This window comes from Kribbella sp. CCNWLW201, from assembly GCF_037203805.1.
Taxonomy (GTDB): Bacteria; Actinomycetota; Actinomycetes; order Propionibacteriales; family Kribbellaceae; genus Kribbella.
This window is the reverse complement of the sequence record NZ_JBBCBQ010000002.1, coordinates 241,783-255,316: the sequence shown is the minus strand read 5'-3', so window position 1 is coordinate 255,316 and position 13,534 is coordinate 241,783. Positions and strand designations below refer to the sequence as shown.

Annotated in this window: 14 protein-coding genes; 4 read left to right on the top strand and 10 right to left on the bottom strand. The window is 67.4% G+C overall.

Annotation, left to right across the window (positions count from 1 at the left end; all coding sequences use genetic code 11):
* The first annotated feature begins 27 nt into the window (after window positions 1-27).
* Window positions 28-1,779: a hypothetical protein gene (locus V9K99_RS10840; protein WP_337003729.1), complete on the top strand. Its 1,752-nt coding sequence runs from the start codon at window positions 28-30 to the stop codon at window positions 1,777-1,779.
* Here V9K99_RS10840 and V9K99_RS10835 read toward each other — a convergent pair.
* Entirely contained in the window at window positions 1,776-2,765 is a 990-nt protein-coding gene (locus V9K99_RS10835; RefSeq protein ID WP_337003727.1) for a hypothetical protein, read from the bottom strand. The genes V9K99_RS10840 and V9K99_RS10835 overlap by 4 nt on opposite strands.
* A 41-nt stretch (window positions 2,766-2,806) precedes the next feature.
* Window positions 2,807-3,355, bottom strand: coding sequence for a TetR/AcrR family transcriptional regulator (locus tag V9K99_RS10830; RefSeq protein WP_337003725.1), 549 nt, complete (start codon window positions 3,353-3,355; stop codon window positions 2,807-2,809).
* A gap of 118 nt (window positions 3,356-3,473) precedes the next feature.
* On the opposite strand from V9K99_RS10830, the gene V9K99_RS10825 reads away from it, so the two are divergent.
* Window positions 3,474-3,929, top strand: a complete 456-nt coding sequence (locus V9K99_RS10825; protein ID WP_337003723.1) for a nuclear transport factor 2 family protein — start codon at window positions 3,474-3,476, stop codon at window positions 3,927-3,929.
* Window positions 3,930-3,995: 66 nt separating this feature from the next.
* On the opposite strand, the gene V9K99_RS10820 is transcribed toward V9K99_RS10825, so the two are convergent.
* The 8 genes from V9K99_RS10820 to V9K99_RS10785 form a co-directional block, all read right to left on the bottom strand.
* Window positions 3,996-4,454, bottom strand: a complete 459-nt coding sequence (locus tag V9K99_RS10820) for a DoxX family protein (RefSeq protein ID WP_337003721.1) — start codon at window positions 4,452-4,454, stop codon at window positions 3,996-3,998.
* Between the two features lie 139 nt (window positions 4,455-4,593).
* Window positions 4,594-5,928, bottom strand: a complete 1,335-nt coding sequence (locus V9K99_RS10815) for a sulfatase-like hydrolase/transferase (RefSeq protein ID WP_337003719.1) — start codon at window positions 5,926-5,928, stop codon at window positions 4,594-4,596.
* Window positions 5,929-5,937: 9 nt separating this feature from the next.
* Entirely contained in the window at window positions 5,938-6,765 is an 828-nt protein-coding gene (locus tag V9K99_RS10810; protein ID WP_337003717.1) for a carbohydrate ABC transporter permease, read from the bottom strand.
* On the bottom strand, window positions 6,758-7,609 hold the full coding sequence (locus tag V9K99_RS10805) for a carbohydrate ABC transporter permease (RefSeq protein ID WP_337003715.1): 852 nt from the start codon (window positions 7,607-7,609) through the stop codon (window positions 6,758-6,760). The genes V9K99_RS10810 and V9K99_RS10805 overlap by 8 nt, the downstream gene beginning before the upstream one ends.
* Window positions 7,606-8,862 carry a sugar ABC transporter substrate-binding protein gene (locus V9K99_RS10800; protein WP_337003713.1) on the bottom strand — a complete coding sequence of 419 codons (1,257 nt, stop codon included), beginning with the start codon at window positions 8,860-8,862 and terminating at the stop codon, window positions 7,606-7,608. The genes V9K99_RS10805 and V9K99_RS10800 overlap by 4 nt, the downstream gene beginning before the upstream one ends.
* Before the next feature lie 46 nt (window positions 8,863-8,908).
* Window positions 8,909-9,910, bottom strand: a complete 1,002-nt coding sequence (locus V9K99_RS10795; protein WP_337003711.1) for a LacI family DNA-binding transcriptional regulator — start codon at window positions 9,908-9,910, stop codon at window positions 8,909-8,911.
* Between the two features lie 104 nt (window positions 9,911-10,014).
* Window positions 10,015-10,866, bottom strand: coding sequence for an SDR family NAD(P)-dependent oxidoreductase (locus V9K99_RS10790; RefSeq protein WP_337003709.1), 852 nt, complete (start codon window positions 10,864-10,866; stop codon window positions 10,015-10,017).
* Window positions 10,867-10,965: 99 nt separating this feature from the next.
* Window positions 10,966-12,252 carry a citrate synthase gene (locus V9K99_RS10785; protein ID WP_337003707.1) on the bottom strand — a complete coding sequence of 429 codons (1,287 nt, stop codon included), beginning with the start codon at window positions 12,250-12,252 and terminating at the stop codon, window positions 10,966-10,968.
* Between the two features lie 276 nt (window positions 12,253-12,528).
* Between V9K99_RS10785 and rplM the strand changes: the two genes are divergently transcribed.
* A complete protein-coding gene (rplM, locus tag V9K99_RS10780; RefSeq protein ID WP_337003705.1) occupies window positions 12,529-12,972 on the top strand; it encodes a 50S ribosomal protein L13 in 444 nt (147 codons plus the stop codon).
* Window positions 12,973-13,007: 35 nt separating this feature from the next.
* Window positions 13,008-13,529 carry a 30S ribosomal protein S9 gene (gene rpsI / locus V9K99_RS10775; protein WP_442914727.1) on the top strand — a complete coding sequence of 174 codons (522 nt, stop codon included), beginning with the start codon at window positions 13,008-13,010 and terminating at the stop codon, window positions 13,527-13,529.
* Window positions 13,530-13,534: the final 5 nt, after the last annotated feature.

The window sequence follows — 13,534 nt, the reverse complement described above, 5'->3', positions numbered from 1 at the left end:
TCTCCCACCGCGTCGAGGGGGAGCTCGATGACATCCGACCTGGCTACGCGCTGGGCCAACACCGTCGTACCCAGTTGGCTCTACCGCTGGCTGATGCCGGCAGTGTGGCTCGCTGCGACCGTGGTGACGTTCGCGACCACGGAGGACGTGCCCTGCACTGAGGATCCGACGATCTGCGCGCCGGACCCGGCGTTCGCGCTGACGCTGGTCCCGTTCGTCGCCTCACTCGTCCTGTGGTGGTGGCGACCTGGCTTGGCCGCGGTCGCTGGGGTGGGGTTCTTCGCAGCCCAGGTCTGCTACGACGGCGGTTCGGTGGTGCCGGAGTGGGCGCTGTTCGCGACCGGTTGTCTCGCACTGGGTGTGTGGATGGCAGTCAGCCGTCACAAGCAGGCCGCACTGACGGCCGAGCCGCCCAGACGGCCGGTGATGGTCCCAGCCGCCAGGCCCTTGGGTCCGACCGGACGGATCGTGGTCGCGGTGGTCCTCGTGGTCGTAGGGGCCGCGGCCCTCGGCGTGATGAGATGGCAGGACCAGCAGGAGCAGACCCATGTACGCCGTGCCATCGAGCAGACAGCTGTGGCAGGCCAGACGTACGACGGTGACCTGGAGCTCAAGCTGCCGGACGGGAACCGGCGAGTGGTCAGTGTGCTCGACAACTACGAGCCAGGTACGTCGATCGCGGTCCTGATCGATCCTGCCGACGACGATTGGGTACGGCTTCGGATCGAGCCCGCCGACCACACCGGCTGGTACGCGGTGGCCGGTGGTGCCTGGTTACTGGCGATCATCCTTGTCCTGCGGGACATCCGCCGGCGCAGGGCCCGCCCACGCCGGTCCTGGACCGCGCCCGGCCTGCCGGTCCGGGTCAGCCCGGATGCCTCGCTGGACTTCGTCATCCGCTCAGCCGACGGCGATGTCGTTCTCGGCCTCGTATCGATCGACCTGGACGACCCGTCGGCGGACGACCGGCTGTCCGCCGCCATCGACGGCCTCGACGACGAGGAGGAGGACGTTCCGCCGTCCGTCCGGGACGAGTGGTCGCGCACGGTCAGCCGCTACGACGGGGAGGCATTGCTGGTCGGCGAACTGGCCGAAGGTAGTTGGCTGACCCTGATGGTCGGCGACACCGCACTGCGTCCGGCGGGTCCGCTGCGCGCGCCGCGTCGTACACCGTGGAGCGTCGAGTCGTTCGTCCCGCTCGATTCGCAGGCCGAGATCGAGGCCAGGAACGCGTGGGTCGAGCCCGGGCGCGTCGATCCGGCGCGTGAGCTGCCGACACTGCCGTGGACGGTGCCGGTCGAGGCGCCGGAGTGGTGGCTGCGCGTGGCGCTGGTCGGTGTGCTGCTGGTCGCGCCGGCTGCCGGCGGCTTGTTCGCGAGCTGGGGCGACTGGATCCCTGCGATCGGTGCGGTGGCCGGTGGCGCCACCCTGCTGCGTGTCCTCGGCGACGACGTCTTCTATCGGGTCGTCGCGTCCGCCACCGAGCTCCGGATCCGGCGCGGCTGGTTCGACGCGGTGATCGACTGGCAGACGATCGACGCGGTCGAGTTCGGCGCCGGCCGGCTGACCTTGAGGACCGGGGCGGACTGGCATCTGATCGGCAGCCTCGGGAAGGACCAGGCCGCCGGAGTCGCCGCGGTCTTCGAGGCTTTGCGGATCAGGGCGCGGAGCGGTCTGCCGGCCACGCCGGGCCGTCGCCAGCTCAATCCGCAGGCCCTGGTCGAAGGCGGCTTCTACCTGGCTTGTGCAGCAGTTGTCGTCCTGGTCCGGCTCGTCTAAGGCGCTACGCACCAGCCGTCGTGGTAGGCGGTCCAGTGGTCTGGGGTGGCGGTGAAGTCGACGTACATGGCTAGGCCGAAGTTCTGGCGGGTTGACGTGCCGAGGGCGAGTCGGGCGCCTCGGACCGCTGCTGCGACGGTTTCGGCGTGGCCCCAGTGGGAGGGGTTGCTCTCCCAGTAGGCAGGTAGGCCCATCAGCAGGTCCGTCGTTGCCGGTGTCGCCTCCAGCGCGAGCTTGGTTTGCTGGGCGACATAGCCGCCGTACAAGGACTCCAGTGGCATCGCGGTGTCGTAGGACATGACGGCGATCTGTTCGACCCGGCGAGCCACGTCGGCGAAGTAGTCCTGCGACCACCACTTGCCCTCGCCGGTCAGGGCCAGCGGGAGGGCGTTGATGTGCCAGAGCGGCTCCAGCTGCGCTGCCGCGACCGACAGGGGTACGTCGCGCTTCGCCGTCAGCACATGTGTTTCGTCCAGTACGGCGAGGAACCCAGCCGACCCGGAGTGCACTGGCTCGAAGTCGAAGTGGATGCCCTGAAAGCCCTGATCGAGTACGGCGGCCGACGACGCCACGACCCGTGTCCGCACGGCCGGGTCGTCCAGGTTCATCCCCGGGTTCTTCCCCGGCTGCACGATGTCACCGAGCCACGCTTGCACGCGTACGTCGGGCGCCGCGGCCCGCATGGCTGACGTGAACCACCGCGCCTGCGGAGACCGCTTCGACAGCGACAGAGAGCCGTCATGCGCCAACGGGCCGGCGTGGACGTAGAGATCTCTGATCCCCGTGCCCTCGAGCTGCCGGGCCAGTGCGGTCACGTCCGCCTGGGTCTTCCGTCCGTCCACCCAGGCATGACCGAGCCACAGTGCGTCGTTGTTCCGCGTCCGCGCTTCGGCTGCCGGATCACCGGCGTACTGGAACCGCAGGGACACCGCGTAGGCGCCCAGCGGGACCGGGATCAGCAGGACGAACGCGAGTGCCAGGACCATCAGCACTCGGCGTTTGCGGGACCAGGCTCTCCAGCGCCGCCTCACGGACGCGGCTGCAAGCCGTCGAAGATCATCCCGAGCATCCGCTCCCGGGTCTCCGGCTCGAGCCCGACCGCGGTCGCTCCCCGGGATGCGCCGATCAGGAGCGCGTAGACCTCGGTCAGTCCGGCATCCCGCCGTACGACGCCATCCTCCTGGGCCCGGGTGAGAAGGGTGTTGAAGGCCTCCCGCAAACCGCTGCCCGCCTTCTTCGCGTCCGCGCCGGCGGCCGAACCGGCGGCGGTGAGGGCTTCGGCGATTGCCAGCTTCGATGCGGACTCCGAGACCACCTGGGTGAAGAACCCGAAGAACGCCTCGCCCGGATGGTTGCTGTCGGCAAGCTCGATGGCTCGGTCGCGCAGCCGCTCCAGCCGCAGGGTGAGCACCGCCTCGAGCAGCTCGGTCTTGGTCGGGAAGTGCCGGAACACGGTCGCGATACCGACACCGGCCAGTTTCGCCACATCGTCGGTGGACGCGCTCGGCGACCGGCCGAAAACCTCGTCCGCCGCGGTCATGATCCGTGCTCGGTTGTCCCGCGCGTCTGCTCGCACCCTGCTCCCCTTCGTTGTCTCCCAGCCTAGGAGACGCCGCGACCGAGTGCTGGGTTGTAAACGAAGTCGGCGCTCCGTATATTCGGAGTCGCTACTCCGTTTATCCGAGAGGAACCCGATGACTCCCGAAGAGGTCTTCCTGAAGCTCGTCCACGGGGTCGCGGACCGCGACTTCGACGCGCTCCCCGCGCTGTACGCCGAGCAGACCGACGTACGCCACCCGATGAACCCGTACGGCGATCACCCGTTGCTCAGCCGGGAAGCGTTGAGCGAGCACTTCGGCGTCAACGCACCACGGGTGGTCGGGAAGGTCCGCTTCCAGCCGGAGAACATCCGGGTCCATCACACTGCCGACCCGGAGGTGATCGTCGCCGAGTTCGACTACGCCGGCACCGTGATCGCGACCGGGGAGCCGTTCACCGCGCCCTGCGTGTTCGTGCTGCGCGTCCGGGATGGCCTGATCGTCGAGTCCCGCGACTACATCGACCACGTCGCGATGATCCGGGCCCGCGGTCAGGTCGACGATCTCGTCGTACATCTCAAGGAACCGGCGAGCGCCCCGGCCGCGTCGTAGTCGGCAGAGGCGCCGGATGGCCCCGGACCGAGGCAACTGAGCCCGCCCGGGGCCATCTCCAAGTGCTCAAGCCTGCAGCCGCAGTGGTGACGCGGCCAGGGCCTTCGCGGCGATCACCAGACCGGCGGCCGCTAGCACGATGTCCTTCAGCACGTACTGCGCCTCCAGCGTCGGCGTCCCCGGGAACAGGTCGCCGAAGAACAGCGCCAGCGGCGACATGATCCCGACCAGCGAGAACCCGAGCACCAACAGCCCGGTCCGCAGGAACTTCCCGGTGACCAGGGTCAGGCCGATGAAGCACTCCATCAGCGCGGTCAGCAGGACGGCGTTCCGCCCGTCGATGACGCCGAGAGTGAGTGTGTCGATGGTCCGCATCACCAGTGCCTCCGCCGGGCTGGCTCCGGGGAAGAACTTCAGTACGCCGAATCCCAGAAAGACCAGCCCGAGGCTGACCCGGAGGATGTCGACGCTGTGCCGCCCGAGCGCGTCGGCAATACGATTTCCCTTGTAAAGCAAGGCATTCATGGTCGTTTCTCCCTGTCGCAGTCGATGACCACAACAGCGTCGCCGTCAGCACCCCTCTACCGCGTCGGGTGCACGACGGCACTTCGGCTACCCCAGCCGAGGTACGACTCAGGGAGACCCTGAGGCCTGGGGGAGTAGGTCACTCGAGCCGTCGACCGTCCAGCTTCAGCCGTTGCACGGTGGTTACGGCGAACCGCCCGCGGTCCCGCACGTCCGGAAACGCCGCGACGGTCACCTCCTGTCGCTCGATCCGCGCCACCTCGGCGATGAGCGCGTCCCGCAGCTCCGCAGCGATCTCTTGATGCCCAGCACTGTCGATGAGGTTGTCCAGCTCATACGGGTCAGCGGTGAGGTCGTACAACGCCCGCTCGACGTAGTGGTCGGCGGCCGGCTCGTCACCCACGTCCGGCGCGTGGACGTAGTACTTCCACCGGTCTGTCCGCAGTGCACGGCCTACCTCCGACTCGCTCACCTGGATCAGCACACCGTCGCTGGCTGTCCGTTGACGCAGGGGTACGCCGTCCAGATGATCAGGCAACTCGATCCCGGCCGCATCAAGCACCGTCGGTACGACGTCCACTGTGCTGACCGGTACGCCGACGCGAGTACCACCGCGGTAGCCAGGACCCTCCACAACCAGCGGGACCCTGACTGACCCGTCATGCGGTGAGCGCTTGTACTCGTTGTTGCGCGTCTTGAAGTGGGAGCCGTGGTCCGATGTGTAGACGACCAGGGTGTCGTGCAGCAGGTCCAGACTGACCAGTGCGTCGCGGAGCCGCCCGAGGCACTCGTCGACCCGCTTGATCTGGCCGTAGTACCCGGCGGCGTGCTGGTACGCCGTACCTGGAAGTGTGGCGAGGTCCGGTGGCAACCACGCGCCGTTGTACGTGTCGCGGTAGACCTCAGGGGCTGGGTAGTCGTCGTGCTCGTTCTGGTGGTGTGGCTCGATCAACGACAGGAAGAGCATGAACGGGCGGTCATCCGTCGAGGCCTTGGTGACGAACCGGATCGCGGCATCCGTCAGCGCGTCCGGCCGGTAGCCGGGCAGACGCACTGGCTCGCCGTCCCGGTCGTACACGACAGTCCGGTACGCGTCTGACGTGAACTCGAGCAGGTTCGAGGCCAGCCAGAAGTCGTAGCCGCCCTGTTCCTCGACGGGAACGGGGTCCTGGGTGCCGAGGTGCCACTTGCCGATGTAGCCGGTCTGGTAGCCCGCCGTACCGAACAGGCGGCCGAGAGTGGGCGCGTCCGTGGGCAGTGGCACGTTGTTGCGGAAGACACCGGTGTTCGTCGGGTACATGCCGGTCTGCATCGCCGCGCGGGCCGGTGCGCACACGGGATTGGTCGTGCACGCCGTCTCGAAGGAGGTGCCGTGGCGGGCCATCAGGTCGAGGTTCGGGGTGATGCCCAGCGGGCTCCCGACGGTGTCCCAGCGCTGCTGGTCGGTGAAGAAGACGATCACATTGGGGCGCATCAACAATCCTCACTTGAGGCCGGAGAGCGCGATGCCCTCGACCAGGAATTTCTGGGTGATCACGAAGAAGAGTGCGGTCGGGACGAACAGCAGCAACGCGCCGGCCGCGGTCAGGTTCCACTGGGTGAAGTACTCCTGGTTGAACAGCGTCAGCCCGATCGGCAGCGTGCGCATCTCGGTCCGGCTGGTGGCGATCAGCGGCCAGAGGAACTCGTTCCACTGGAAGACGAAGGTGAACAGCCCGAGGACGGCGAGCGCCGGCTTGCACTGCGGCAGGATCACCCGCAAGTAGATGCGGAACTCGCCGGCACCGTCCACCCGGGCCGCCTCGACCAGCTCGTCCGGCAGCGGCCGGATGAACTGCCGCATCAGAAAGATGCCGTAGGCATCCATCAGGAACGGGACGATCAGCCCTTGGTAGGTGTCGATCCAGCCCAGGTTGGCGAAGATCGCGTAGATCGGCAGCATCCGGACGAAGAACGGCACCATCAGCGTGGACAGCACCGCGACGAACGCCATCCGCTTCCCCGGGAACTCCATCTTCGCGAACACGTACCCGACCAGCGGGTCGAAGATCAGGTGCGCGACGGTGATCGCCCCGGCCATCACGAGGCTGTTCACGAAGAACCGCGCGAACGGCGCCGCCTCGAACAACCGGGTGAAGTTCCCCCACTGCAACTCGGCGGGCCACAACACCGGATCACCCGACTGCACCTCGGCATCACTCTGCAACGCCAGCACGATCATGTACAGCAACGGCAGTACGGTGACGAGCCCGAGCGCCACCAGTACGACGTACGCCGCGACCCGGTCGCCGGGGAAGAGCCGTTCACGCATTGGCCCGGTCTCCGATCCGCAACTGCAGCAGTGAAAGCACCAGTACGACGAGAAGCAGCAGCACCGACAGCGCCGACGCGTAGCCGAAGTCGTTGTCGTTGAACGCGACGATGAACAGCCGATGGGCATAGAGCGAAGTCGCGTTCCCGGGGCCGCCGCCGGTCACGATGTACGGCAGCGCGAACTGCTGCAACGTGCTGATCAACCCGATGATCGAAACGAAGAGCGTGGTCGGCGCGAGCAACGGCAGCGTGATCGCGAAGAACCGCCGCCAGGGCCCGGCCCCGTCGATCCGCGCGGCCTCGTAGTACAGAGCCGGGATCCCCTGCAGGCCGGCCAGGAACAGCACCATCGTGTACCCCGCGCCGGACCAGACCGTGATGCCGACGATCGTGGCCAGCGGATGCGTACTCAGCCAGGTCTGGCCGGGCAGCCCGAGGGACTCGAGCAGCCGGTTGAGGATGCCGACCTGCGGATCGAGGATGTTCCGCCACAGCAGGCCGACGATCGAAACCGAGGTCAGATAAGGGATCAGCAGCACCGAGCGGAACAGCGTGCGCCCAGGGATCGCCTGGTTGAGGATCACGGCCAGTCCGAGGCCCACCGCCGTACCGACGATCAAAGTGCCCGCGGCGTACAACAGCGTGATCAGGAACGAATGCAGGACTTCGGGATCGGTCAACGCGCGACTGAAGTTGCCCGGGCCGACGAACGAGACGCCGTCGGCGTCGTACAGGCCGGTCAGCAGTTGGTTGCCGATCGGGAGGAAGAACAACAGGACGAAGAACAGCACTGCCGGAGTCAGGAACAGCCACGCGGTCGCGGCCTGACGGCGACGGGTCACAGCGCTGCCCCGGCCTGTTTGCGGAAGTCGGCCAGCGTCTGCTCGACCGGCGCGTGCTGGATGATCATCTGCTGGTACGCCTTCTTCCACAGCTCGGCGATCTGGGCCGCCTTACCGCTCGCGGACAGCGCGACGTCCTGCTTGGCCACGACTGCGAGCGCCTTGGCGATCGTGCCCAGGTTGGGATCGGAGGCGACCGACGGGTCGGCGGCCCAGCTCTTCCGCGGCATCGACATCCCGGCCTCCTTGGTGGCGGCCAGCTCGGTCTTCACCGCGGTCAGCTTGGTCAGCAACTCCCATGACAGCTTGGGGTCCTTGGCCTTGGCCGGGATCATCAGCCCGGCGCCGGCCATCGACGAGGCCTGGATCGCACCGGTCAGCGGTACGGCGAGACCGAGGTCGATATCGGGGCTGCCCTGCCGGATCGGGCCGATGTCCCACGGCCCGGACACGAACATCGCCGCCCGCTTGGCCGAGAACAGCTTCTGCGGACCGGAGTAGTCCGTGGTCGCCACCGGCGCGGGGGAGACCTTGTGGGTGAAGATGAGGTCCTGCATGTACTGCAACGCGGTCCGGGCGCCGTCGGCCGGCATCATGAACTGCTTGGCCGCGACCTGGCTGAAGTCGACTTTCTGCTGGCTGTAGAACGGGCCGCTGTAGCTCGCGTCGGCGTTGAGCGCCGTACCGGAAACCTTGTCCTTGGTCGTCGACTTCGCGATCTCGAGGAACTCGTCCCAGGTGGTCGGCGGCTTGTCGACCATCGCCTTGTTGTAGAAGACCAGGCCGTTGGCGGTCAGGTGCAACGGGATCGAGTACGTCTTGCCCTCGTACTGCCGGGCGACCACGGCCTGGTCGATGAAGTCGCCGGGGAAGCCGAACGCCTGGTCCGCGGCGGCGAACTCGTCCAGGGCCAGCACGTTGCCGGCCAGCCCGTACTGCGTTCCCGTTCCGGCGCTGACCTCCTCGACCAGATCCGGCACGTTCCCGGACCGGAAGTCCGCGGTCAGCTTGGTGGTCAGGTCCGGCCATTGGAACTTCTGCCAGTTCATCTGCAGGTCGTGATCCTTGCCGAACTGGTCGATCACGTCCTTGTAGGCCTGATAGCCGTGCCCGGCGTTCCAGTAGATGGTGAACGTCCGGGGGTCCTGCTTCTTCGCCGCCGGAGTGGCCGGCGAGCAGCCGGTGCCGACCGCGCCGAGGACGGTGACACCAAGCCCGAGCTGGAGGAACGAGCGGCGGTCGAAAGAGGGCATGACGAACCTTTCCAATGGCGCGGGTGTGGGTTGGGCGGCGGAGTTTCTAGGCGGATGCGCGGCGGTTCAGGACCCAGGGCATGGACAGCTCCCGGGCCGGCAGCGTGGGGTCGTCGATACGCGCGAACAGCGCCTCGACCATCTCGGAGAAGTCCAGCTGGTACATGCCGACGCTGGTCAGCGGCGGCGACGAGTAGGTCGCTTCGAGGGTGTTGCCGGTGCCGATCACGGCGAGGTCGTCCGGCACCTTGAAACCACGGTCGACCGCCGCCTGCAGTGCGGCGAACGCACCCCGGTCCGACTCGGAGACGAGCGCGTCCGGGGTTTTCGGGGAATCGAGGAGCTCGCGGACCACCAGGACCGCCTCCTCGCGCGAGGCTGCCCCGATGCGGACCAGCTCCGGATCGACCTCTCGGCCGTGCGCCTGGAGAGCGTCGACGTACCCGCCGTACCGGTCATCGTGGGGTGTGGTGTGCGACAGGAACGCGATCCGCTCCCGGCCCGTGCTGAGGAGGTAGGTGGTCGCCTCCGCCACCGCCTGACGGACGTTGTTGCGTACGACGTCCACACCCTCGAGCTCGAGGTTGTCGCTGAACGCCATCAACGCCCGGGTGGATCGCCGGGCTGCGGTCAGATCCAGGTCATCACTCAGGCCGGGCGTGAAGATCGCGGCGTCCACGTGGCCGCGGGTGATGACGCGTAACGACTGGGCGGCGCGATCGAGGCGTCGTACCGGGACTCCGATCACGGAGTAGCCGTGAGCGGCGGCGATGTCCTCGCACTCCATGGTCAGCCGATCCAGCCAGGGCCCGACCGGAGGGGCGTACACGAGTGCGATCAGCTCGGACCGCTGCCGGCGCAGGCTCCGGGCGGCCGTGTTGCCCTTGTACCCGAGCTGCCGCGCAGCCTCCTCGACCCTTCGCCGGGTCGGCTCGGGCAGCGGGGTCGTCCGATCCGCCCGCCCGCTCAACACATACGAGCAGGTCGCCACCGAAACCCCGGCAACCTCCGCCACATCCCGAAGCGTCGTCCGCCCTTCCCGACTCATGGTGAAAGCATTAACCTGACCCCAAGACCCGGTCAATACCCATAAGTTGGTTAATTCACTACACATTAACCATTCGCCAGAACACCACCTCCGGCGGGAGCGCCTCAGGTGGTTGGGGGCTGGTAGGGCAGGCCGCCGGTGCCTGGGTGGCGGCCGTCGATGTCGGTGAAGGCGTATTCCTGGCCGAGTTCGGCTGAGCGCACCACCTGGCCGGTGAAGCGCATGATGTCGGGGTCGGCGGCCAGGGCGGCGACGGCGCGGCCGATGAACTGGGGGGACTCCGAGTCGGAGAGGTCGAAGTGCTCGGCGGCGGCCAGGACCGAGTCGGTTCGCACCAGGCCCGGGTGCAACGACACCGCGGCCACGCCGTGGTCGCGCAGGTCGTGTGCCATGCAGGCAACCATCCGGTCGGTCGCCGCCTTCGCGACGCCGTAGCTGACGCCTTGATCGTCCTTGTCCGCGGCGTCCGACGAGACGTTGACGATCAGCCCGGACCCCTGGGCGACCATCGCCGGCGCCGCCGCCACGCTGGTCACGTAATGGGCCCGCACCCCGGCCTGGAACATCGAGTCCCAGCGGTCGATCGGCGCGGTCCAGAAACCGGCCTCGAGCCAGAACGGCGTCCCGTCCCAGAAATGCTCGTAGCCGCCCCAGACGTTGTTCACCAGCACATCGAGGCGGCCGGCCTCCGCCAGCACCTGCCCGACGGCCCGCCGGGTCTGTTCGTCGTCGCGGTGGTCGCAGGCGATCGGTATCCCGTGCCCGCCAAGGGCCGTCACTTCCTCGGCCGTCTCCTGCACAGTGCCGGCGAACGGCGTCGTCGGCGAACCACCGACCTCGGTCCGGCCGGTGACGTAGACGGTCGCTCCCTGCTCACCCAGCCCGAGAGCGATCCCTTGCCCCACACCGCGACTGGCCCCGGTGACCAGCGCGATCTTCCCCTCCAGCGTGTCCATCCACTGAAGCTATCCGGTCTCAGGACTTAACGCCGCCCCTTGAAGCAGATACGCGAAGGCCCCGCGACCGGGTGATCGCGGGGCCTTGTCAACTGTGGGTCAGCGGTCGCCCATGGGGACGTACTGGACGCCGCGCTCGCCGGTGTAGATCTGCTTGGGGCGGGCGATCTTCTGGTCGGTGTCGCCGAGCATCTCCAGCCACTGCGCCAGCCAGCCCGAGGTGCGCGGGATGGCGAACAGCACGGTGAACATCTCCGGCGGGAACTGCAGTGCCTCGTAGATCAGGCCGGAGTAGAAGTCGACGTTCGGGTAGAGCTTGCGGGAGACGAAGTACTCGTCCTCGAGCGCGATCTTCTCCAGCTCGACGGCGATCTTCAGCAGCGGGTTGATCCCCGTCACCTCGAACACGTCGTCGGCGGCCTTCTTGATGATCTTGGCTCGCGGGTCGTAGTTCTTGTAGACCCGGTGACCGAAGCCCATCAGCCGCTCGTCGCCGTTCTTGACGCCTTCGATGAACGACGGAACGTTGTCCACCGAGCCGACCCGGCGGAGCATCTTCAGCACCGCCTCGTTGGCGCCGCCGTGCAGCGGGCCGTAGAGCGCGCCGATACCGCCGGCCACCGCCGTGTATGGATCCACCTGGGTGGAGCCGATCGCCCGCACCGCGTTGGTGGAGGCGTTCTGCTCGTGGTCGGCGTGCAGGATGAACAGGATCTCCAGTGCCCGCACCAGCCGGTCGTCGGCGGCGTACTTGGGCTCGCTCATCTTGAACAGCATGGACAGGAAGTTCGCCGTGTAGCTGAGCTCGTTGTCCGGGTACACGTACGGCTTGCCCTGGGCGTGCCGGAAGGCGAACGCGCCCAGCGTCGGCATCTTCGCGATCAGCCGCCGGATCTGCAGGGCCCGGGACTCCTCGTCGAAGATGTTGCGCGACTCGGGGTAGAAGGTGGACAGCGCGCCGACCGAGGCCGCCAGCATGCCCATCGGGTGAGCGTCGTACCGGAAGCCCTGCATGAAGGTCTTCAGGTTCTCGTGCACGAACGTGTGATACGTCACGTCGTGGGCCCAGGCCTCGTACTCCGCCTTGTTCGGCAGCTTGCCGTTCACCAGCAGGTAAGCCACCTCGAGGTAGTTCGACTGCTCGGCGAGCTGCTCGATCGGGTACCCGCGGTACTCCAGGATGCCCTTGTCGCCGTCGATGAAGGTGACGGACGAACGGCAGGAGGCGGTGTTCACGAACCCGGGGTCGTAGGTGGCCAGGCCACCGTCGCCGTCGGATGCGCTGATCTGCTTGAGATCGGCGGCACGGATGGTGCCATCGGTGATGGCAAGGTCGAAGTCCTTGCCGGTCCGGTTGTCCCGGACGGTGAGCGACTGATCGGTCACAATGCCCTCTTCGGAAGCTGGCGTCATCGCCTGGTGAGTGAGGGTTATCGTCAGCCGGCGGGACGCGGATCGGACTGCAATCTTCACCGCTAAACTAGTGCTGTCGGGGTCTGCTTCCAAGCCGGGGCCTCCGGCGGGGATTTGCTCGCTTTGACCCGGGGCGGACACCGCCGGTATTCTGGGCTGCTGTTGTGCGTTCCAGGTCCCAGCCCCGTCGGCGGACCATTCGCCGACGTACCAGTTTTGTCAACCTCTGAGAAACGAAGGTCAACGACCGTGCGCACGTACAGCCCGAAGCCTGCTGACGTCACCCGCGAGTGGCACGTGATCGACGCCACCGACGTCACGCTCGGTCGGCTCGCCGTCCAGATCGCCACCCTGCTGCGTGGCAAGCACAAGCCGACGTTCGCGCCGCACGTGGACGGCGGTGACTTCGTCGTCGTCATCAACGCTTCCAAGGTCGCCCTGTCCGGCACCAAGCGGACGGACAAGCTGGCGTACCGCCACTCGGGTCACCCGGGTGGTCTGACGGCCACGCCGATCGGCGAGATCCTCGACAAGGACCCTCGCAAGGCCGTCGAGAAGGCTGTCTGGGGCATGCTGCCGAAGAACCGCCTGAGCCGGAAGCTGCTCACCAAGCTGAAGGTGTACGCCGGTCCGGAGCACCCGCACTCCGCCCAGCAGCCGAAGCCGTTCGAGATCACCCAGATCGCCCAGTAAGCGATCGACGAGCCAGGTAAACGAGGATTCCCAGCGTGAGCGACATCACCACCGAGACCGAAGAGTTCGACCCCGAGGTCCCCATCGACAACGAGGGCCCGGTCGCCTACACCTCCGAGACGAACCCGACTCCGGAGCAGCGCGCCGAGACGGGTCGTGTCGCGGTGATCAACCCGGCCGGCGCCACCGGCCGCCGCAAGGAGGCCGTCGCCCGCGTCCGCCTGGTGCCCGGCACCGGTCAGTGGACCGTCAACGGCAAGCCGCTGGACGTGTACTTCCCGAACAAGGTCCACCAGCAGCACGTGAACGAGCCGTTCGTCGTCGCGGGCCTGGAGGGCTCGTACGACGTCATCGCCCGGATCAACGGCGGTGGCATCACCGGCCAGGCCGGTGCGCTGCAGCTGGGTGTGGCCCGCTGCCTGAACGCGGCCGACCAGGAAGCGAACCGCCCGGGGCTGAAGAAGGCCGGTCTGCTCACCCGCGACGCGCGGATCAAGGAGCGGAAGAAGGCTGGTCTCAAGAAGGCCCGCAAGGCGCCGCAGTACAGCAAGCGCTGATCATC